This window comes from Polaribacter sp. BAL334 (assembly GCF_015767435.1).
In the GTDB taxonomy this organism is placed as follows: domain Bacteria; phylum Bacteroidota; class Bacteroidia; order Flavobacteriales; family Flavobacteriaceae; genus Polaribacter.
On sequence record NZ_JADWOV010000317.1, the window covers coordinates 46,525 to 67,631 of the forward strand.

Below are 21,107 nucleotides of genomic sequence, written 5' to 3' on the forward strand. Positions count from 1 at the left end.
CAATGCGTATTTTTGCAAAATGAAATTTACGTTAGAATCCAACTTTTCACCAACTGGAGATCAGCCACAAGCGATTAAAGAATTGACGCATGGAGTTATTTCTGGAGAAAAATTCCAAACGTTGTTAGGCGTAACTGGTTCTGGAAAAACGTTTACAGTGGCCAATGTTGTGCAAAATGTAAACAAACCAACCTTGGTTTTGGCACATAACAAAACACTGGCAGCACAATTATACTCCGAATTCAAGCAATTTTTCCCTAAAAATGCTGTAGAATATTTTGTTTCTTATTACGATTACTATCAACCTGAAGCTTATATTCCTGTCACTGGAACTTATATTGAAAAGGATTTATCCATCAATGATGATATTGAACGCCTACGATTGAGCACCACTTCTTCCCTACTTTCTGGAAGGCGTGATGTGTTAGTAGTTGCTTCAGTTTCATGTTTATACGGAATTGGAAATCCTGTTGAATTCAAAAAAAATGTGATTCCTGTGGGAGTTGGACAGCAAATTGCAAGAACCAAATTTTTGCATCAACTAGTCACAAGTTTGTATTCCAGAACTGAACACGACATCAAAAGTGGAACGTTTAAAGTGAAAGGAGATGTTGTGACGATTTATCCTTCTTACGGTGATAATGGCTTTAGAATTCATTTTTTTGGAGACGAAATCGAAGAAATTGAATCTTTTGATTTGGAAAGCAATGCCATCATTGAAACTTTTCAAGAATTGACCATTTATCCTGCAAATTTGTTTGTTACTTCTCCTGATGTATTGCAAAATGCCATTCATCAAATTCAAGAAGACATGGTAAAACAAGTGGATTATTTTACTGAAATCGGAAAACATTTAGAGGCAAAACGTTTGAAAGAACGAACAGAATTTGATTTAGAAATGATTCGTGAATTGGGCTATTGTTCAGGAATTGAAAATTATTCTCGCTATTTAGACGGACGTGAACCTGGCACAAGACCTTTCTGTTTGCTGGATTATTTTCCTGAAGATTATCTCATGATTATTGATGAAAGTCATGTGACTGTTCCTCAAACCCATGCCATGTATGGAGGTGACAGAAGCAGAAAAGAAAATTTGGTGGAATATGGATTTCGTTTACCTGCAGCCATGGACAACAGACCTCTAAAATTTGAGGAGTTTGAAGCCATCCAAAATCAAACCATTTTTGTAAGTGCCACTCCTGCAGATTATGAATTGCAGAAAACAGAAGGTGTTTTTGTGGAGCAAATTATTCGTCCAACAGGGTTGCTAGATCCTGTGATTGAAATAAGACCAAGTCTGAATCAGATTGATGATTTGATTGAAGAAATTCAAATTCGAGTTGAAAAAAACGAACGAACTTTGGTCACCACCTTAACAAAAAGAATGGCGGAAGAACTCACAAAATACCTTACAAGAGTAGATATTCGTTGCAGGTATATTCATTCAGATGTGGATACTTTAGAGCGTGTTGAAATCATGCAAGATTTGCGAAAAGGGTTGTTTGATGTATTGATTGGCGTCAATTTGTTGCGTGAAGGATTGGATTTGCCTGAAGTTTCGTTGGTTGCCATTTTAGATGCTGACAAAGAAGGTTTTTTACGTTCACATCGTTCGTTGACTCAAACTATTGGACGAGCAGCTAGAAATGTGAATGGTTTGGCGATTTTATATGCGGACAAAATCACCAATAGCATGCAAAAAACCATTGATGAAACCGATAGAAGACGTGAAAAACAAGTGATTTATAACACTGCAAACAACATAACTCCTACTCAAATCAACAAAAAAATAGACGATTCGTTGTCCAAAAGTGCCATTTCTAGCTATCATTATGACAATGCGATTCAAAAAGTAGCCGAAAATTCGTTGGAATATTTGCCCAAAGAAGAAATTGAAAAACGCATCAGAGAAAAACGCAAACAAATGGAGGCTGCTGCAAAATCGTTGGATTTTATTGTCGCTGCAAAATTGCGTGATGAAATTGAAGTTTTGAAGAAGAGTTTGTAAGATTCGAAAATAATTTACAATCCTAATTCAAAAACTATTACGATTTTATATTTCAATTTTATTCACTAATTTCGGAAAAATTAAAAAAACGAATTTTAGTTATAAATCTATGAAAAAGAAAACCAACTTCTATTTTGTATCAATGCTTTGTATATTGATGATTTCATCTTGTTCAAAAGATAAAATTAAATACACTAAAATGCCTTATCCTTTATTGGGTGATGGAATTGGTCTTGAAAAAGTTACTTTTTTAGTAAAGGACCTAAAAAAAACACGCAATTATTTTGCAGATACTCTAGGATTTGACATGGGCAAAGAAGATACCTTTAGTAAAGGCCAATTTGAAGGTACGCTCACCACTGGTATTTATTTTCCTGACCTTACATCAATCGAGTTTTTTGCCTTGCAAGATTCTTTAATCACCAAAAACACACCTTCTTTTATTGCTGATTTTTTAGCAGTTGACCAAGGAATTCAAAAATATTCCCTTTCTAGTTCTTCTGTAGATTCAACTTATTCATGGCTTACAAAGCAAGGTTTTCAGTTAGATTCTATAAAATCTTATCGTACGCAAGCAACCACTCGCAAAGGTTGGTCTGGTGATAATGGTGGTTCTCAAGAAAAAAGTATCGATTTTAAAAATGCTAATAAAGGATATTTCCCTACCTTTTTACAAGGAATTGATTCTGATTATAAACAAATGAATCAAATGTGGAAAACCTACTATGGTTATGGTCGAAGTTTTTCAAATCATCCAAATGGAGTGGTTGGAATTGTAGGTTTTCAAATTGCAGTTGACAGCCTTGAAGTTGCAAGTGATAATTTTCAAAATATGGGATTTATTGAAATAGAAAATAAAAATGCTAAAAATTCAGTCCGATTTAAAGTTAAAAGACATCAAGAGTTGGAGTTAAAATCACCTATTTCTGCAGATGATGAGATTTCTAAATTTTTAAAAAAGTGTGGCTCAGGAGTTTTTTCCATTCGTTTTGAAGTAAAAAATATGGATTCTACTTTTCATTATTTTAAACAAAGATTGCCAAAAAAGGCGTTTTCAATAGATGCTAAAAAAAGTCAACTAATTATAAAAAGGGAATTTGCACAAGGTGTTCAACTTGAATTTATACCCGAACCAAAAGAACAAGCCATCATGGCTCAAAAACTAAGGATAGGGGAAAAATTAGACAGTGTAGCTTCTAAGAATGCTGCAAATTTATATCAAAAATATTGTGCACTTTGTCATGCCAAAAATCGCGAAGGCTATGCTGCAGACAACGCTCCTTCTCTTCGTTCTCATTCATTGTTAGGCACTTCCAAAAACAGTAATTTTATGCGCTATACCATTCAATTTGGACGTGCAAATACAGCAATGGCAGGGTATTTAGATTCTCAAGGTGGACCCATGGAATATATTGAAATCGAGTTGTTATTGCAATGGCTGTATGAACAAAGTGGTCTAGAAAAAGAGATTGAAATCTCAAGAGAACCCGTTAAAGGAGATATTACATTAGGAGCAAAAGTGTACGAAAACAATTGTGCGGTTTGTCATGGTAAAAAAGGTCAAGGAATTTCAGCACCTGCACTTGGAAATCCAATGTTACTGGCAACTGCAACTGACGAATTTCTAAAATATGCCATTACTGAAGGTAGAGATGGTACACCAATGGCAGCATTTAAAAACGTACTAAGCAAAAAAGAAATTAACGGAGTTACCGCATTTTTAAGAAGTCGTGCATCTGGTTGGAATGTACCAAAAACAACCCCAGTAAAGGTGCCAAAACCTGAAGAATATATTCTTAATCCTAAAAATAAAAATCCGAAATTTACTTTAAAAGAAGGTCTATACGTTCCTGCAAAACAAGTGTTTCAAGCCTTAAAAGACAGTGCTCGTTTTGTGATTTTAGACGCACGCTCTACAGTTGCTTGGAGGCAAACTCACATTCCAGGGGCTGTTCCTGTGCCTTATTACGAGGAACCAGAAACTTTTATAAACGACATTCCTAAGGATGATACATGGATTATTGTCTATTGTGCTTGTCCGCATGCAGCCTCAAGACGCGTAGTAAATACTTTGAGACGTTATGGCTTTAAAAAAACTGCCATTATTGATGAAGGTGTACTTGTTTGGGCGCAATTGGGCTACCCTGTGTTGCATGGTGAATAACTACTAAAGAAAATATGTTACATAAAAAAGCCTTGTTTTCACAAGGCTTTTCTAAATATATATTAAACTAAAACTAAGCACTCAACACTTCTTGCACTTTATCAGCAGCTTCTTGAAACTCAGTAGCTGAAATTATTTTCATTCCTGAGTTGTCAATCAATTCTTTTGCTTCTTTTGCATTGGTTCCTTGCAATCTACAAATAATTGGCACTGTGATTTTATCTCCCATATTTTTGTAAGCATCAACTACACCTTGTGCAACTCTGTCACAACGTACAATTCCACCAAAAATATTTACCAAAATTGCTTTTACATTCGGGTCTTTTAAAATGATACCAAAAGCAGTTTCTACTCTTTGTGCATCAGCAGTACCACCAACATCTAAAAAGTTAGCAGGCTCTCCTCCTGATTCTTTAATCAAATCCATAGTTCCCATTGCCAATCCAGCTCCATTTACCATGCATCCAACGTTTCCGTCTAAATCAACATAGTTTAAGCCAGCAGCTTTTGCTTCTACTTCAATCGGATTTTCTTCACGCAAATCACGCATTGCTTCATAATCTTTATGACGATACAACGCATTTTCATCCAAAGAAACTTTTGCATCTACAGCCATAATTTTATCATCCGAAGTTTTTAAAACAGGATTGATTTCAAACATGGAAGAATCCGATTTGATGTACGCAGTATATAAAGCTGTTACAAATTGCGTCATTTCTTTAAAAGCAGTTCCTGATAAACCTAAATTAAATGCAATTTTACGCGCTTGAAAAGGCATGATTCCCAACAAAGGATCAATTTCTTCTGTAAAAATTAAATGTGGTGTTTCTTCAGCAACTGTTTCAATATCCATTCCACCTTCAGTAGAATACATAATCATATTTTTTCCAGTTGCTCTGTTTAACAAAACAGACATGTAATATTCTTCTGGTTTTGAATCTCCAGGATAATATACATCCTCAGCAATCAATACTTGATTTACCAATTTTCCTTCGGCAGAAGTTTGTGGTGTAATCAACATCATTCCCAAAATATCATTTGCAATACTTTCTACTTGCTCTAAATTCTTTGCCAATTTTACACCCCCACCTTTTCCACGTCCACCTGCATGAACTTGTGCTTTTATCACATGCCAACCTGTACCAGTTTCTTCTGTTAATTTCTTAGCAGCTGCAACAGCTTCAGCAGGAGTACTTGCTACAATTCCTCTTTGAATTCTTACTCCAAAACTACTTAATATCTCTTTTCCTTGGTATTCGTGTAAATTCATTTGTATCGCTTTTAAAACGCTTGCAAAAGTACAAATTCAAAAATTAAAATTTGGAAATTTTTTATTTAAAAAACTTTAAACTTAGCATATCTATCAAAAAACAATATTACTTACTTTTTGCGTTTTAGTTGTTTAAGAAATAATTAATACGAAAAATGTAACATTCACAATTTTATAATGTCTTTTACCATGAATCATTATTTTGATTCCTTAAAAACGAACCAATCAACCAAAAATAAATGTTCAGAAAAAAATCTCTATTAATCGTTTCATTACTTTTTTCAAGTATTGTATTCTCCCAAAGCAAAAAAGAAAGAAAAACTATCAAAACAACAAGAGTTGAAATTGCTCCAAAAATCGATGGAATTATTGATGAAGACGCATGGAAAAACGCTGAATTATGCAAGGATTTTGTAACATTGAGACCTTCAAATGGAGAACTTGTTGATGCTAAATATCAAACAATTGTAAAAGTTATTTATGATGATGAAGCAGTGTATATTGCCGCGCAAATGCTTGATCCTGATCCTAAAAATATTCCAAAAGAATTTGCTGTAAGAGACAATTTTAGTCAATCCGATTTCTTTTTAGTGACCATAAACCCAAATGATGACGGACAAAATCCGTTTGAATTTATAGTTCAAAGTACAGGAAATCAAGCAGATTCTAAAGTTTCAAACGGAAATGAAGATTTCAATTGGAGCGCAGTTTGGGAAAGTAATGTTTCGATTGATGAAAAAGGTTGGAATGTGGAAATGAAAATACCTTATGGAGCACTTCGTTTTGCAAATAGACCCATACAATCTTGGGGGTTTAACTTTCATAGAAGATTAGAAAAATTAAACGAACAACACACTTGGACACATATAGATAATACTGTTGGAAGATGGACACAATATGATGGTTTGATTGAAGATTTTAGAGATATAAAACCTCCAATAAGATTAAATTTTTATCCTTATGCATCTGCAACTAGCAATACATTTCAAGGAAACACAAGCTATGATTGGAGTGTTGGAATGGATATTAAATATGGTATCACAGATAATTTTACTTTTGATGCTACTTTGATTCCTGATTTTAGTCAAGTTGGTTTTGATGATGTTGTTTTAAATTTGGGTCCTTTTGAACAGCAATTTACGGAACAAAGGCAATTTTTTTCAGAAGGAACAGAATTATTTAACATTGGAGGATTATTTTATTCTCGAAGAATTGGAGCTGCTCCAATTGATCAATTTAATGTGTATAATTCTTTAAATAGCGATGAAGAAATTATTGATTATCCTGAAAAAGTGACCATGATGAATGCAATAAAAATATCTGGAAGAACTAAAAATGGATTGGGAATTGGTTTTTTCAATGCTATTACGCAAAAAACAGAAGCTACTATAAAAAACAATGCAACAAATGAAATCAGAAAAGAGGTAATTGATCCTTTTACCAATTTTAATATTTTGGTTTTAGACCAACAATTCAATCAAAATTCATCCATTTCATTAATCAATACAAACGTTTCAAGAAATGGAAGATTCAGAGATGCAAACGTAACTGCTTTAGATTGGCATTTAGAGACCAAAGACAGCAAATACAATGCAGATGGTTCTATTAGAATGAGTAACATTTCTGATGATACAAACAACCCAAACACAGGCTATACTTTTGATAATAGTTTTGGGTACAATTCTGGACATTGGTTTTGGGAATTGGGTTATAATTTTGAAAACAAAGATTTTAATCCAAATGATTTTGGTATTTTATTTAGCAATAACGAACAAACCATTTATGGAAATGCAGGATGGAGAACGCTTCAGCCTACTAAAAAATTTAATAGATATAGTTTTAATTTTTATCAAAATACCAATTTCCAACATTTTTCAGGAGTTTTTACAGGATTTCAAGCAGGATTAAACTTTAATGCTCAAACAAAAGAACGTTTTTCATTTGGTGGAAATCTAAATTATGGTACAGAAACAAAAGATTTTTTTGAGCCAAGACAAGGAACTACAAGTGGTATTTATTTTCTACAGCCTGAAAGAAAAAATATAAATATTTGGATTTCTACCAATTCACAAAAGCTTTTTGCTGTCGATTTTGATCTTTTTTACAGTGATTTTTCAAACAATCCAAAATCTGGTTATGGTTTTGGTTTGGCTCCTCGTTATCGTTTTAGCAATCAGTTTTCTTTACGCTATCAATTGAATTTTAGCAAAACCAATAATGACCAAGGTTTTGTTGATCAAAATGCAAATGCAATTATTTTTGGAATGAGAGATTTCAAAAATTATACAAATACGATTGGAGGAAATTATAGTTTTAGCACCAATTCATCTTTATCATTAAGCTTAAGACATTACTGGAGTTCAGCAAGTTACAATGACTTTTTTAATCTAAATAGCAATGGAGGTTTAGACGAAAACAATACCTATGTTGGAGAAAATGTAAATTTCAATAACTGGAATTTAGATTTGAATTATATTTGGCAATTTGCACCTGGAAGTCAACTCATTGCATTTTATAGAAATTCAATTTCTAATGCTGATTCCAACTCAAATTTAACTTTTTTTGAAAACTTAGATAATTTATTCAGTCAATCCCAAAGACATACTTTTTCTATTCGCTTTGTATATTTTATTGATTATGAAAAAGTAAAGAAAATGATTTAGTGATTTTGATTCTTTTATAAAACAAAAAATACCTTAAAAGTCCGTCTGATTTTTTATACTTTCGTGATAAATTTGAAATAACTTATGATTGTTGCAGAAAATATTCACAAATATTATGGTGATGTTGAAGTATTGAAAGGCGTGAATTTACACATCAAAAAAGGTGAAATTGTTGCTATTGTTGGGCCTTCAGGTGCTGGGAAAACCACTTTATTGCAAATTTTAGGCACTTTAGATCAGCCTCAAAAACAAATTGATTTTACATTGAAAATCAATCAAATTTCTTTAAAAAATCTTTCTGACAAACAGCTTTCAGAATTTAGAAATAAACACATTGGTTTTATTTTTCAATTTCATCAATTATTGCCCGAATTTACAGCGTTAGAAAATGTGTGCATTCCAGCTTTTATTGCTAAAAAATCAAAAAAAGAAGCTGAAAACGAAGCAAAAAAAATCCTTGATTTCTTAGGATTGTCTCTCAGATTGCATCACAAACCTAATGAACTTTCTGGTGGTGAGCAACAAAGAGTGGCAGTTGCAAGAGCTTTAATCAACAATCCAAATGTGATTTTGGCTGATGAACCAAGTGGAAATTTGGATAGTGAATCTGCAAAAAACCTACATGAATTGTTCTTCAAATTACGTGATGAATTTGGACAAACGTTCGTTTTAGTGACGCACAATGAAGAATTGGCAAACATGGCTGACAGAAAACTCACCATGATTGATGGAAAGATTATTTAGGAAATGAATCAACAAGATTTAAAAGATTTTTTAGACGAAAAAGTAGCACTTTACAACAATCCAAGCTTTATTGAGGTTGATCCCATTCAAATTCCGCATCAATTTTCACGAAAAGAAGACATTGAAATTGCAGGATTTTTGACAGCAACCATTTCTTGGGGAAATCGAAAAATGATTATTCAGAATGCATCTAAAATGATGGAATTGTTGGAACATAGTCCTTATGATTTTGTCATGAACCATCAAGAAAATGACCTAAAATCATTTGAAAATTTCGTTCACAGAACTTTTAATTCATTTGATTTACAGCAATTTATAAAATCACTAAAACATATTTATCAAAATTATGATGGATTAGAAAATGTGCTTTCGATAAATGATACATCCAGAAATTACCAAATATCAATTCATCATTTTAAACAACTTTTTTTTGAAATTCCGAATCATATTCGTACTCAAAAACACATTTCTGATCCTTTGAAAAATTCGGCTGCAAAACGCATCAACATGTTTTTACGTTGGATGGTTAGAAATGACAATTCAGGAGTTGATTTCGGTATTTGGAAAACGCACAATCCAGCAAATTTGTCTTGTCCTTTGGATGTTCATTCTGGAAATGTTGCCCGAAAATTAGGCATTTTAAAAAGAGCACAAAATGATTGGAAAGCCTTAGAAGAATTGGATAAAAAACTCCGAAAATTAGACAAAAACGATCCTGTAAAATATGATTTTGCCTTGTTTGGTTTGGGTGTTTTCGAAAAGTTTTCATAAGAAATCAACAATTGTTTTTATTTCATTTTAATTGTGATATTTTAGACAGCTAAATTTCTAATATCATGAAAAAAATAGTTTTCTTATTTGTTTTTATATCGCAAATTTTTTCGGCTCAAGATGCAAGAATTCCTTTGGATACTATGGTTGTCACAACAAATTCTGTGATTATCAAAGGAAAAACAGTTCCATACAAAGCCACAACAGGAATGCAACCAGTTTGGAATGACAATGGTGAAATTATTGCTTCTTTGTACTATACTTACTACAAAAGAACTGATGTAAAGAATGATGAAGATCGTCCAATTATCATGTCTTTTAATGGTGGCCCAGGTTCTGCTTCTGTTTGGATGCACATTGCTTATACAGGCCCAAAAGTGTTGAAAATAGATGATGAAGGATATCCTGTGCAACCTTATGGAATCAAAGACAATCCAAATTCTATTTTAGATGTGGCAGATATTGTATATATAAATCCAGTAAATACGGCCTATTCAAGACCTGTTGTTCCTGAAGGAAAAAAATTGGATAAGTCTCTTTTCTTTGGAATTAATGCAGATATTACTTATTTAGCAGGATGGCTGAACACCTTTATCACCAGAAATAATCGTTGGAAATCTCCCAAATACATCATTGGTGAAAGTTATGGAGGCACAAGAGTGATGGGTTTGGCTGTAGAATTACAAAACAAACAATGGATGTATTTGAATGGTGTAATTATGGTTTCACCTGCTGATTATAAAGTGTTAAGAACAGAAAGTTCCCTAGATTATGCCATCAATCTTCCCTATTTTACTGCTACAGCTTGGTACCACAAAATGTTACCAACAGAACTTCAGAATAAAGATTTATTAGAAATTTTACCAGAAGCTGAGCATTTTGCCATCAATAAATTATTACCTGCCATTGCAAAAGGCGGTTTTATTTCCGAAAATGAAAAAAATGTAATTGCAGAAAAAACAGCTTATTATTCTGGATTGAGCAAAAAAGCGGTGCTTCAAAATAATTTAGAAATATCTCCCAGTTTTTTCTGGAAAGAATTATTGAGAGATAAAACTGGTCAAACAATTGGACGATTGGATTCAAGATATTTAGGAATTGACAAGCGAGAAATTGGCGAAAGCACAGATTACAATCCTGAGTTGACTTCTTGGTTACATTCTTTTACACCCGCAATCAATTATTACATTCGAGAGGAATTGAATTTCAAAACGGATGTAAAATACAATCTTTTTGGCCCTGTTTCTCCTTGGGATAATAACAATGACAATGTTAGAGAAGGTTTGCGTCAAGCAATGGCTCAAAATCCATACTTAAAAGTATTGATTCAGTCAGGATATTATGATGGTGCAACAACGTATTCAGCTGCAAAATATACCATGTGGAAAACGGATCCAAGTGGAAAAATGAAAGATCGATTTACTTTCAAAGGTTACAGAAGTGGACACATGATGTATCTAAGAAGTGAAGATTTACAAAAATCAAATGATGATTTGAGAGCATTTATCATGAATAGTTTATCTAAAAACAATCCAGCAAAATACTAACTAAATGCAGTTTAAAAACCCTGAAATTTTATACCTGTTATGGTTGCTAATTATCCCCATTTTAGTACACTTATTTCAGTTGCAAAAATTCGTAAAAGTACCTTTTACAAATGTTGCTTTTTTACAAAAAATAATTCAGGATTCTAGGAAGAGTTCAAGACTAAAAAAATGGTTGATTTTAGCCACAAGAACACTGTTACTTTTAGCGATACTTTTTGCATTTTCACAACCTTATTTTAATGATCATAAAAACACGAAAAGTGAAAATATCATACTGTATTTAGATAATTCTCTAAGCTCACAAGCAAAAGGAGAGAAGGGTTTTTTACTACAAGTTGCCGCTAAAGAAATCATAGAAAACGCTCCTCAATCAAATAACTATTCCTTGTTGACAAATGATGAATTTTATGATGATATTTCCTTTTCTGAACTAAAAAAAATAGTGTTAGAAGTGAATTATTCTTCAAAAAAGCCCTCTTTACAAAGTACTTTTTTAAAAATAAATTCATTTTCAAAAAATAAAACAAAAACTTCAAATGAAATTATATTAATATCTGATTTTCAGAATATTTACAATAATCAGTTTACAAATGTAACACCTCCTTTTTCAATTATTAAACTGACAGAATCTCAAAAAAATAATATCTCTATTGATAGTGTTTTTACAAGTAATTCTTTGGAAGAAACTGTTTTACATGTGGTCGTAAAAAATCAAGGAGAAACTAAAAAAAACGTTCCAATTGCATTGTATAACGAAAAAGAATTAGCAAGCAAACAATCTTTTTCTATTGAAGAAAACTCAACCAAAACTATCTTGTTTCCTATTCAAAAAAAGGAAGCTTTTATCGGAAAAATAATTATATCTTTTAGCGATACTTTTTCATTTGATAACACTTTTTATTTCCATCTAAAATCACCCAAAAAAATAAACGTTTTAGCTATTGGAAATGAGGTGGATTTTTTATCAAAAATATATACAGAAGACGAGTTTGCTTTTACTCAAAATGCGCCTGAAAATATCAACTATAATTTGTTGCCAAAACAAGAGGTTTTGATACTTTATGAACTCGAAAAAATTTCGGAAATTTTATCCAAAAGTATCCAAGATTTTATTTCAAAAAGTGGCAGTGTTGTCATCGTTCCAAACCCAAATTCAGACATCAATTCTTACAATCAATTTTTGCAAAAATTTTCATCATCAACTTTTTCAAGCAAAAATATTGATTCTCTAAAAATTACAAATATCAACGAAAGTCATCCTTTTTTTAAAAATGTATTTTCAAAAAAAGTAGAAAATTTTCAATATCCAGTTGTCAATCATTTTTATGAAATCAACTCAAAAAATGATTCCAAAATGGTCACTTTTGAAAATACGATTTCATTTTTAAGTGAAATAAATACTCCAAGTGGAGCTTTGTATGTTTTTGCAAGTGCCATCAATAAAAAGAATAGTTCTTTTCAGAATTCTCCTTTAATCGTTCCGATTTTCTACAATTTCGGGAAATTCAGTTTTCAACAATCCCAATTGTATAATTATTTAAACGAGGAAAACAATATTGATGTTGAAGTTCAATTGCAAAAAGATGAAATTTTAGAGATTTCAAATGCAACAAGTACTTTTATTCCGATTCAGCAAACCTTTCAAAACAAAGTAACCATAACAACCCAAGAAAATCCGTCTGAAGCAGGTTTTTTTGATATCAAAAAAAAGGATGAAATCATTGAAAAAATTGCTTTTAACACACCAAAAGAAGAGAGTTTACTCCAATTTTTAGATGTTACTCAACTTAAAAAAACGAATCCAAACATCACAGTTTCTGATGCTGTTTCGAGTGTTTTTAAAAACATCAAGAAAAAAAACGAAGTTCAATCACTTTGGAAATGGTTTTTAGCCTTGGCAATTGTATCTTTGTTTTTAGAAATTTTAATTCTGAAATTCTACAAACCATGAAAACACTTCTTAAAAACGCAACCATTATAGATGTTGAAAGTCAGTTTCACTCTCAAAAAAAAGATGTTTTAATTGCAAATGGTATTATAGAAAAAATTGACACTACTATTGAAGTTTCTTCAGATACAACCATAGTTTCACTGGAAAATTTACATATTTCTTGTGGTTGGTTTGATACAAGTGTTTGTTTTGGAGAACCAGGTTTTGAAGAACGAGAAACCATCAAAAATGGTTTGCAAGTTGCTGCAAAAAGTGGATTTACAGCTGTTGCCGTAAACCCAAATACACATCCTGTAATTGACTCAAAATCGGATGTTGAATTTCTGATCAATAAGGCAGCAAAAAGCGCTACAAAATTAGTTCCAATTGGAGCTTTGACTAAAAATTGTGAAGGAAAAGATTTGGCTGAATTATTTGATATGCAACAATCTGGAGCCATTGCATTTGGAGATTATGCAAAACCAATTTCGAATGACAACTTGATGAAAATTGCATTGTTATACGCTCAAAATTTTGATGGTTTAGTGCTAAGTTTTCCAAAAAACAATTCCATTGCAGCTGAGGGAATTGCGAATGAAGGCATCAATAGTACACAATTGGGTATGAAGGGAATTCCTGCATTGGCAGAGCACCTTCAGATTTCTAGAGATTTATTTTTATTGGAGCATACAGGTGGAAAATTACACATTCCAACAATTTCGACTGCAACCTCTGTTGAATTGATTAAAGAAGCCAAAAAGAAAGGTTTGAAAGTAACTTGTAGTGTAGCTGTTCATCATTTAGTTTTGACAGATGATAAATTGCATGGTTTTGATAGCAATTTTAAAACAACACCACCATTACGAACTTCTGAGGACGTAAAAGCATTGCAAAAAGCGGTAAAATCTGGAATTATTGACATCATTACTTCTGATCACAATCCAATTGATATAGAACATAAAAAAGTTGAATTCAGTGAAGCAAAAAATGGCGTCATTGGTTTAGAAAGTGCTTTTGGAGCGTTAAATAGCGTTTTAGAATTGACAGATTTCATTCCATTATTAACCCATAAACCAAGAGAAATTTTTGGTTTGGAAAAAGTTTCTATCAAAGAAGGAGCTGTCGCTGATTTATCATTATTTAATCCAACAGAAAAAGTTGTTTTTACATCTAAAAATATTTTGTCAGCTTCAAAAAACAGTCCATTTATTGATAAAAATCTTCAAGGAAAAGTATATGGGATATTTGCCAATAACCAACTTGTACTATCATAAAAACAGCTGAAAATCAAATTAATACATTTTACAACTATTTTCTTCTTTCATAAAAAATCATGAGTTTACAATATTTAGTTAGAGCTCCCAAAAAAGCTATTGAAAATCCACCTTTGTTAATTTTATTGCATGGTTATGGAAGCAATAAAGAAGATTTATTTTCATTTGCAAATGAATTACAAGACGAATTTTTAATCGTCAGTGCAGAAGCTCCTCATGAAATGGGTTTTGGTGGATATGCCTGGTATGCCATCAATTTTGATGCAATGAATGGAAAGTTTTCTGATTTGGAACAAGCGTCAAAGTCTATTGATGTGATTGCCAAATTCATTGATGAAATTCAGTTAAAATACAAAACGAATCCTTCAAAAACATTTTTATTGGGTTTTAGTCAAGGGGCCATTTTGAGTTATTCATTGAGCTTTTTTTATCCAAATAAAGTACAGTATGTAATTGCTTTAAGCGGTTATATCAACCAAGAATTGCTGCCAAAAGAAATTTCTAATAAAATTAAAAACAGCATATTATTGTTCACATGGTACTGTTGACCAAGTATTACCTATTGATTGGGCAAGAAAAAGCAGTCCTTTTTTATCAAACTTAGGGTTACAAAATGTGTATTATGAATATCCTGTTGGTCACGGAGTTGCTCCACAAAATTTTTACAGCTTCAAATCTTGGATTCAAGAACGATTGTAATTATTACAATGCGCTAAACTTGAATTTTTAATCCATCAAAAGCTAAAAAAACATTTTTGGGTAAAATTTTAGAAACCTCAGAGTGAAAACCTAAATTATGACTAATGTGAGTGAAATAGGTTTTTTTAGGATTTACTTGTTTCACAAAATCCAACGCTTCTTGCAAATTAAAATGAGTAGGATGAGGATCTATTCGCAATGCATTCACCACCAAAACATCCAAATTTTTTAGTTTATTGATTTCATTTTTTGAGATACTTTTCACATCCGTTAAGTAAGCAAAATCTTGAAACCTAAATCCTGAAACCGTCAAGTTTCCATGTAAAAAATTGATTGGACACACTTCTAATCCTTTCACAACAAAAGGCTGATCATCAAAAATAATTGGGGTAACACTTGGAGCGCCTGGATATCTATTCACTTTCGTGAAAATATATTCAAATCTTTTTTCTAGATTTTTGAGTGTTTGATGATTCAAATAAATAGGCATTTCACCAATTTGATAACAAAAAGGACGTAAATCATCCATTCCAGCAGTGTGATCTGCATGTTCGTGTGTAAAAAAAACACCTTGCAGATTTTGTACATTTTCACGCAACATTTGCTGTCTAAAATCAGGACCACAATCAATCACAAAGTTTGAACCTTCCCAAGATATCAAAATTGAAGAACGTAAACGCATATCTTTAGAATCTTTAGACAAACAAACAGGGTCATTGCTTGCAATCATAGGAATTCCTTGGGAAGTTCCAGTCCCCAGAAAGGTAATGTTTAACAGTTTTTTAGTACTATTCATCAAAACAAAAATAAGATAAATTTGCTGAAAACTCCTTAAAAATAGTATTTTTGTAGGAATCAAAAAGCGTTTTAAAATGGCAATTTCTTTAAAGGGAGATCAAGAAATTAGTAATGTGCTTGATACCAAAAGTAAGGCACTGAGAATCAATTTAAATAAAGACATTTACGGGACTTTTGCAGAAATTGGTGCAGGACAAGAAACTGTTCGTAATTTTTTTAGATCTGGTGGAGCTTCAGGAACAATAGCGAAAGCCATGAGTGCTTATGATAAAGATTTTTCTGATTCCATTTATGGCATGGAAGAAGATGGACGTTACGTTTCTCAATCTCGTTTGCAAAGAATGTTGCGCCATGAAATGGATTTGATTGAAGATAGATTGAGTAGAGAAAAACATCCCAATAAACTATTTTTCAGTTACGCAAATACAGTAACAACGATAGATTTTGCTAGAACATTTAAAGGTCATGGTTGGGTTGGAATTCGTTTTCAATTAGACCCTTTAGAAGGTTATAATGAAATAGTTTTACATCTTCGATTTAAAGAGACTGACGCTCGTTTGCAACAAGAAACGTTGGGTGTTTTAGGCGTAAATTTAATTTATGGCGCTTTTTATTTGAATGATAATCCAAAAGAATTGGTGAAATCTTTTTATGACAATTTAGGAAGTCATCAATTGGAAATTGATATGGTTAATTTTTCAGGACCTCGTTTTATGTATGTTGACAATCGTTTAATGAGTTTGCAATTGCTGAAAAACGGAATGACAAATGCTGTAATGTTTGGTCCTGATGGCAATAATTTATTACCAGCTCAAGTGCTTTATAAGAAAAATATTTTGGCTTTACGTGGAAGTTTCAGACCTGTTACGAAAGTAAATATGGACATGTTTGAAAATTCAAAAAAATTATTTCTTGCAGAGAAAAAAGTAGATAAAGACAAAACGCAAATCATTTTTGAAATCACCTTGAGCAACCTTACAGCTGAAGGAAAAATAAATGAACGGGACTTTTTAGACAGAGCAGAATTATTGTGTTCACTAGGTCAAAATGTAATGATTACCAACTTCCAACAATACTTTAAATTGGTTGAATATTTCAGCGAATTTACCAAAGAAAGAATGGCTTTGGCAATGGGTGTTTACAATCTAATTCAAATTTTTGACGAAAAATATTACCGCGATTTGAGTGGTGGAATTTTGGAAGCTTTTGGAAAACTATTCTTTAGAGATTTGAAAGTATATATGTATCCTTATCACGATCAAGAAACTGACGAATATATCAACAGTGAAAATCTAAAAGTGCACCCAAGAATGAAAGAATTGTATAAATTTTTCAAAAATAATGGACGCCTTGTGGATATCAAAGATTTTGATAAAAACAGTTTAGATATTTTCTCAAGAACCGTTTTAAAAATGATTATGAATGGAGAAAAAGGCTGGGAAGAAATGCTTCCTGAAGGAATTGCAGAAACTATAAAACAAAAACGTTTATTTGGATATTCAAGAGCAAGAAGTAAAAAGTAAAATATTACCACATTTCCGTTAAACCTTTTACTTACCTTTCAGTCTTATAGAAAAATATTTTTTTTGATAAGCGAAATTACTTTAATCGAACAACTAAAAAATGCCTCCTCAAAAAATGAGGCATTTCGAGAATTGGTAAAACAATACAAAGAACGCTTGTATTGGCATATCAGAAAGATTGTAATTTCGCATGATGATGCTGATGATGTACTTCAAAATACTTTCATAAAAATTTTTAAAAACATTGAATCTTTCAACCAAGAAAGCAAATTGTATTCTTGGATGTATCGAATTGCAACGAACGAATCCATTACTTTTATCAACAAAAGAGCCAAAGAAAAAAATATTGATATTGCAGATGTGTATAAAGAATTAGCAGGTTCTTTAGAAAGTGATGATTATTTTTCTGGGGAAGAAATTCAATTGATTTTACAAAAAGCCATTGCAACTTTACCTCAAAAACAACAATTGGTTTTCAATATGAAATATTTTGACGAAATGAAGTATGAAGAAATGTCTGAAATTTTAGAAACCTCAGTTGGTGCCTTAAAAGCGTCTTATTTTCATGCAGTTAAAAAAATTGAACACTTTATAAAATCAAAAACAGATTAAACCTTTTTAGAATTTAATCGTCTAAACAAGTATGAAAAAAGAGTTAAAAAATAGTATTGATTATTTGGACACAAAAACCGCTAAAAATTCAGGTTTTTCAGTTCCAACTAATTATTTTACTGAACTTGAAGAAGCTGTTTTTACTGAAATTTCAACTACTTCTTTTCCCAAAGAAACTGGCTTTGCAACTCCTGATGATTATTTCATTTCACTAGAAAATAGAATTTTAGATAGTATTTCAGTAACAAAAAAAGAAACCACTGTCATTCAATTTAAAAATAGAATTTTTAAATTTATTCCTTATGTAGCTGCAGCATCTATAGCTTTATTCATCACTTTAAATTCATTCTTTTTTAAAGAAACCACTACATTTTCATTAGATTCTGTTTCGCAAAATGATATTGAAAATTGGCTAGATTCAAAAACTTTTACAAATACTGAAATTGCTAATGTATTAGGTGATGAATTTTTAAACCTGAATGATTTTTCATTTGCTGAATTGAAAACCGAAACTTTAGAAGATTATATAACAACTATTGACACTCAAGAATTACTGAACGAAATAGACAATTAAAACCAGATGAAAACAATTATAACATGTCTTTTTTTATGCATCACTATAGGATTTTCCTCCTTTGCACAAGAAAAAAACGAAAGTAGAGAAAAAATAAAAGCTTTAAAAATTGCTTATTTAACAGAGAAACTTGCACTTACAACAAGCGAAGCTGAAAAGTTTTGGCCTATCTATAACTCTTTTGACAAAGAACAACATGAGCTAAGATATAAACAACGCTATGAAATCATGAAAGCAATTAAAGAAAAAGGAGATGTTGATGCCATGGATGAAAAAGAAGCTGAAAAATTAATCAACTTAAAATTAGCTACAGACAAGCAATTGTATGAATCTCAAAAAGAATTCGTTCAGAAAATCAAAAATATAATCTCCTATAAAAAAGTCATGAAACTTCAAATTGCCGAAATGGAATTTAGCAGAAAACTTCTCAGAAAATACCATCAAGGAGATAAAAAAGATTAAAAAAAGGAGCAAATTGCTCCTTTTTTTTATTTGACTAATGTCATACAAATAAATAATTCTGGTTTGTTTGCTGTAAATTGTTTCAGCCAAATTGTCAACTCTTTGATTTCATAAGGCAACAATCTTTGTAGGGCTTTTTCTAATTCCTTGCAAAACAATTCCGAATTAAAACTTACTTTTTGTAAAACCGTTTTTGTGTACTCAAACATTGCTCTAGCCATATTCATATTTAGTTTTAAGTTAATTTCGCAATACTTTCGAAATCGATTTCGATGATACAAATCTAACTAAAAAGACCAACATTTTATAAAATGTTGGTCTTAAATTTCTGTTGAATAAATGTTAATATTACAAACTGTTGATTTTTTCAACCAACCCTTTTGCTTTTGTTTCCAATTCTTGGTTTAACATTTTAAAATGTGCTTTTTTATCTTGAACTTTCTTAGTGTTGATTTTTGCAATTAAATCATCAAAAGTAACGATTGCCTCGTCAATAATTTCATTTCCTTTTTTTGGTTGATTTTTCAAAGCAGCAACATCCAGTGCATATTCAATTACGTCACCTAAAACATAATTGATATCTTTTTTTAAATTTTTAATACTTGCCATAATTTGGTTTTTAACGGATGCAAAGATACTTTATTTCTTTAAAAGAAAGGCAATACTTCTTTGATATTTAATACAGTGTGAAAATTTTTATCAGAAGTATCATTTTCAGAAACTTCTTCGTGAATCCAAGTGGTGTGAAAAGGAATGTGAATGGCTGCTGAACCTATTTCAAGCACAGGTAAAACGTCTGATTTCAATGAGTTTCCAATCATCAAAAATTCGGAAGGTTGAATGTCTAAATGCTTGATTAATTTTTGATAATCTTTCGCTTTTTTATCAGTCATCACTTCAATATGATGAAAATATTGGGATAGATTTGATTTTTCCAACTTACGTTCCTGATCTAATAAATCACCTTTTGTGGCTAAAATGATTTTATATTTTGGATATAAATGTTGCAAAACCTCTTCTACTCCATCTATTAATTCTAAAGGTTTATTGAGCATATCTTTTCCAATATCCAAAATTTTATGAATCACATTTTGATTGATTTTATAATTGGATAATTCCAACGCAGATTCAATCATTGATAACATAAAACCTTTGATTCCATAACCATACAACTCCAAATTTCTGATTTCTGTTTTGAACAATTCTTGATCAATGGTATTTGCAGTTTCATAGGGTGCTAATAATTTCGCAAATTCAAGCTCAGCTTCTCTAAAATAAGTTTCGTTGACCCAAAGCGTGTCATCAGCATCAAAAGCGATTACTTTGATATTTTTATGCATTTTTAAGAAATTCAATTGCTTTTTTCAAATCCTCTTCTGTATCAATTCCAATTGATTCCACATCAGTTTCAATCATTTTAATTTTCTTTCCAACTTCCAAATATCTGATTGCTTCAATTTTTTCAGCAGCTTCCAAGGGTGTCATTTCTCTGTGATAAAAATCGATTAACGCATGTTTTCTAAACGCATAAACACCTTTGTGTTTGTAATATTTCACTTCAATTTCTTGATCTCTATGAAATGGAATCACACTTCTTGAAAAATACATGGCAAATCCAAAATTATCTGTAATTACCTTTACATTATTCGGATTTTCAATATCTTCTTTATTGGAAATTTGAACTTTTAAAGAAGCCAAATCAATTTGATTATGAATATCGATTGTAAACGCATCAATCAATTTTGATAAAGAAACTGCATCAATAAAAGGTTCATCTCCTTGCACATTTACAACGATATCTGCGTCCATAAATTCAACTGCTTCCGCAATTCTGTCAGAACCACATTCGTGTTCTTTTTTACTCATAATTACATTTCCTCCAACGTTTTGAATGGCATTGGCAATGACTTCAGAATCAGTTACTACATACACATTTTTGAACAATTTGGTTTGTAAAGCAGCTTCATAAGTCCATACAATAACAGGCTTTCCTCCCAAATCTTTCATCAATTTTCCCGGAAAACGAGTAGCACTATAACGTGCTGGAATCATTGCAATTACGTTCATT

General features: G+C 31.5%; 18 protein-coding genes and 1 pseudogene. 13 read left to right on the forward strand and 6 right to left on the reverse strand.

From position 1 onward, the window contains the following. Positions 1-19 precede the first annotated feature (19 nt). On the forward strand, positions 20-2,008 hold the full coding sequence (gene uvrB, locus IU405_RS12185; protein WP_197438888.1) for an excinuclease ABC subunit UvrB: 1,989 nt from the start codon (positions 20-22) through the stop codon (positions 2,006-2,008). A 199-nt stretch (positions 2,009-2,207) separates the two neighbouring features. Beyond that, on the forward strand, positions 2,208-4,172 hold the full coding sequence (locus IU405_RS12190) for a c-type cytochrome (RefSeq protein ID WP_197438889.1): 1,965 nt from the start codon (positions 2,208-2,210) through the stop codon (positions 4,170-4,172). 73 nt (positions 4,173-4,245) lie between these two features. Here the strand turns inward: IU405_RS12190 and sucC are convergent, their stop codons facing one another. After that, positions 4,246-5,442: an ADP-forming succinate--CoA ligase subunit beta gene (gene sucC / locus IU405_RS12195; protein WP_197438890.1), complete on the reverse strand. Its 1,197-nt coding sequence runs from the start codon at positions 5,440-5,442 to the stop codon at positions 4,246-4,248. Positions 5,443-5,681: 239 nt separating this feature from the next. Between sucC and IU405_RS12200 the strand changes: the two genes are divergently transcribed. The 7 genes and pseudogenes from IU405_RS12200 to IU405_RS12230 all read left to right on the forward strand — a co-directional run bounded on the left by IU405_RS12200 (position 5,682) and on the right by IU405_RS12230 (position 15,070). Further along, on the forward strand, positions 5,682-8,105 hold the full coding sequence (locus IU405_RS12200) for a DUF5916 domain-containing protein (protein ID WP_197438891.1): 2,424 nt from the start codon (positions 5,682-5,684) through the stop codon (positions 8,103-8,105). Between the two features lie 84 nt (positions 8,106-8,189). Next, positions 8,190-8,849, forward strand: a complete 660-nt coding sequence (locus IU405_RS12205) for an ABC transporter ATP-binding protein (protein ID WP_197438892.1) — start codon at positions 8,190-8,192, stop codon at positions 8,847-8,849. 3 nt (positions 8,850-8,852) lie between these two features. Continuing rightward, positions 8,853-9,620 carry a TIGR02757 family protein gene (locus IU405_RS12210; RefSeq protein ID WP_197438893.1) on the forward strand — a complete coding sequence of 256 codons (768 nt, stop codon included), beginning with the start codon at positions 8,853-8,855 and terminating at the stop codon, positions 9,618-9,620. A gap of 65 nt (positions 9,621-9,685) precedes the next feature. Beyond that, a complete protein-coding gene (locus IU405_RS12215; protein WP_197438894.1) occupies positions 9,686-11,167 on the forward strand; it encodes a S10 family peptidase in 1,482 nt (493 codons plus the stop codon). Positions 11,168-11,171: 4 nt separating this feature from the next. Next, positions 11,172-13,118 carry a BatA domain-containing protein gene (locus tag IU405_RS12220; RefSeq protein ID WP_197438895.1) on the forward strand — a complete coding sequence of 649 codons (1,947 nt, stop codon included), beginning with the start codon at positions 11,172-11,174 and terminating at the stop codon, positions 13,116-13,118. Then, entirely contained in the window at positions 13,115-14,371 is a 1,257-nt protein-coding gene (locus IU405_RS12225) for a dihydroorotase (RefSeq protein ID WP_197438896.1), read from the forward strand. The genes IU405_RS12220 and IU405_RS12225 overlap by 4 nt, the downstream gene beginning before the upstream one ends. Positions 14,372-14,430: 59 nt before the next feature. Next, positions 14,431-15,070 (forward strand): annotated as a pseudogene (locus IU405_RS12230) (alpha/beta hydrolase). Between the two features lie 13 nt (positions 15,071-15,083). Here the strand turns inward: IU405_RS12230 and IU405_RS12235 are convergent. After that, entirely contained in the window at positions 15,084-15,866 is a 783-nt protein-coding gene (locus IU405_RS12235; protein ID WP_197438897.1) for an MBL fold metallo-hydrolase, read from the reverse strand. A gap of 76 nt (positions 15,867-15,942) precedes the next feature. Here IU405_RS12235 and IU405_RS12240 point away from each other — a divergent pair, with 76 nt between their 5' ends. The 4 genes from IU405_RS12240 (at position 15,943) to IU405_RS12255 (ending at position 19,039) form a co-directional block, all read left to right on the forward strand. Beyond that, positions 15,943-17,391: a TonB-dependent receptor gene (locus IU405_RS12240; RefSeq protein ID WP_197438898.1), complete on the forward strand. Its 1,449-nt coding sequence runs from the start codon at positions 15,943-15,945 to the stop codon at positions 17,389-17,391. Between the two features lie 63 nt (positions 17,392-17,454). Further along, the gene (locus IU405_RS12245; RefSeq protein ID WP_197438899.1) at positions 17,455-18,003 is read left to right on the forward strand and encodes an RNA polymerase sigma factor; all 549 of its coding nucleotides are present in this window, start codon (positions 17,455-17,457) and stop codon (positions 18,001-18,003) included. Positions 18,004-18,034: 31 nt separating this feature from the next. After that, positions 18,035-18,577: a hypothetical protein gene (locus IU405_RS12250; protein ID WP_197438900.1), complete on the forward strand. Its 543-nt coding sequence runs from the start codon at positions 18,035-18,037 to the stop codon at positions 18,575-18,577. A gap of 6 nt (positions 18,578-18,583) precedes the next feature. Continuing rightward, complete coding sequence (locus tag IU405_RS12255; protein ID WP_197438901.1) at positions 18,584-19,039, forward strand: sensor of ECF-type sigma factor; 456 nt, start codon at positions 18,584-18,586, stop codon at positions 19,037-19,039. A gap of 26 nt (positions 19,040-19,065) precedes the next feature. Here the strand turns inward: IU405_RS12255 and IU405_RS12260 are convergent, their stop codons facing one another. The 4 genes from IU405_RS12260 to kdsB all read right to left on the reverse strand — a co-directional run bounded on the left by IU405_RS12260 (position 19,066) and on the right by kdsB (position 21,106). Then, positions 19,066-19,260 carry a hypothetical protein gene (locus IU405_RS12260; protein WP_197438902.1) on the reverse strand — a complete coding sequence of 65 codons (195 nt, stop codon included), beginning with the start codon at positions 19,258-19,260 and terminating at the stop codon, positions 19,066-19,068. A gap of 127 nt (positions 19,261-19,387) precedes the next feature. Then, positions 19,388-19,648 carry a hypothetical protein gene (locus IU405_RS12265; RefSeq protein WP_197438903.1) on the reverse strand — a complete coding sequence of 87 codons (261 nt, stop codon included), beginning with the start codon at positions 19,646-19,648 and terminating at the stop codon, positions 19,388-19,390. 38 nt (positions 19,649-19,686) lie between these two features. Further along, on the reverse strand, positions 19,687-20,379 hold the full coding sequence (locus tag IU405_RS12270) for an HAD family hydrolase (protein WP_197438904.1): 693 nt from the start codon (positions 20,377-20,379) through the stop codon (positions 19,687-19,689). After that, a complete protein-coding gene (gene kdsB / locus IU405_RS12275; RefSeq protein ID WP_197438905.1) occupies positions 20,372-21,106 on the reverse strand; it encodes a 3-deoxy-manno-octulosonate cytidylyltransferase in 735 nt (244 codons plus the stop codon). The genes IU405_RS12270 and kdsB overlap by 8 nt, the downstream gene beginning before the upstream one ends. Between the last annotated feature and the right edge of the window lies 1 nt (position 21,107).

Bases quoted from the DNA above. Each gene is read 5' to 3' on its own strand.
- kdsB (WP_197438905.1), bottom strand. From the start codon at position 21,106: ATGAACGTAATTGCAATGATTCCAGCACGTTATAGTGCTACTCGTTTT.
- IU405_RS12270 (WP_197438904.1), bottom strand. From the start codon at position 20,379: ATGCATAAAAATATCAAAGTAATCGCTTTTGATGCTGATGACACGCTT.
- IU405_RS12200 (WP_197438891.1), top strand. From the start codon at position 5,682: ATGTTCAGAAAAAAATCTCTATTAATCGTTTCATTACTTTTTTCAAGT.
- uvrB (WP_197438888.1), top strand. From the start codon at position 20: ATGAAATTTACGTTAGAATCCAACTTTTCACCAACTGGAGATCAGCCA.
- IU405_RS12190 (WP_197438889.1), top strand. From the start codon at position 2,208: ATGCCTTATCCTTTATTGGGTGATGGAATTGGTCTTGAAAAAGTTACT.
- IU405_RS12205 (WP_197438892.1), top strand. From the start codon at position 8,190: ATGATTGTTGCAGAAAATATTCACAAATATTATGGTGATGTTGAAGTA.
- IU405_RS12265 (WP_197438903.1), bottom strand. From the start codon at position 19,648: ATGGCAAGTATTAAAAATTTAAAAAAAGATATCAATTATGTTTTAGGT.
- IU405_RS12260 (WP_197438902.1), bottom strand. From the start codon at position 19,260: ATGGCTAGAGCAATGTTTGAGTACACAAAAACGGTTTTACAAAAAGTA.
- IU405_RS12250 (WP_197438900.1), top strand. From the start codon at position 18,035: ATGAAAAAAGAGTTAAAAAATAGTATTGATTATTTGGACACAAAAACC.
- IU405_RS12215 (WP_197438894.1), top strand. From the start codon at position 9,686: ATGAAAAAAATAGTTTTCTTATTTGTTTTTATATCGCAAATTTTTTCG.
- IU405_RS12255 (WP_197438901.1), top strand. From the start codon at position 18,584: ATGAAAACAATTATAACATGTCTTTTTTTATGCATCACTATAGGATTT.
- IU405_RS12210 (WP_197438893.1), top strand. From the start codon at position 8,853: ATGAATCAACAAGATTTAAAAGATTTTTTAGACGAAAAAGTAGCACTT.
- sucC (WP_197438890.1), bottom strand. From the start codon at position 5,442: ATGAATTTACACGAATACCAAGGAAAAGAGATATTAAGTAGTTTTGGA.
- IU405_RS12240 (WP_197438898.1), top strand. From the start codon at position 15,943: ATGGCAATTTCTTTAAAGGGAGATCAAGAAATTAGTAATGTGCTTGAT.
- IU405_RS12235 (WP_197438897.1), bottom strand. From the start codon at position 15,866: ATGAATAGTACTAAAAAACTGTTAAACATTACCTTTCTGGGGACTGGA.
- IU405_RS12225 (WP_197438896.1), top strand. From the start codon at position 13,115: ATGAAAACACTTCTTAAAAACGCAACCATTATAGATGTTGAAAGTCAG.
- IU405_RS12220 (WP_197438895.1), top strand. From the start codon at position 11,172: ATGCAGTTTAAAAACCCTGAAATTTTATACCTGTTATGGTTGCTAATT.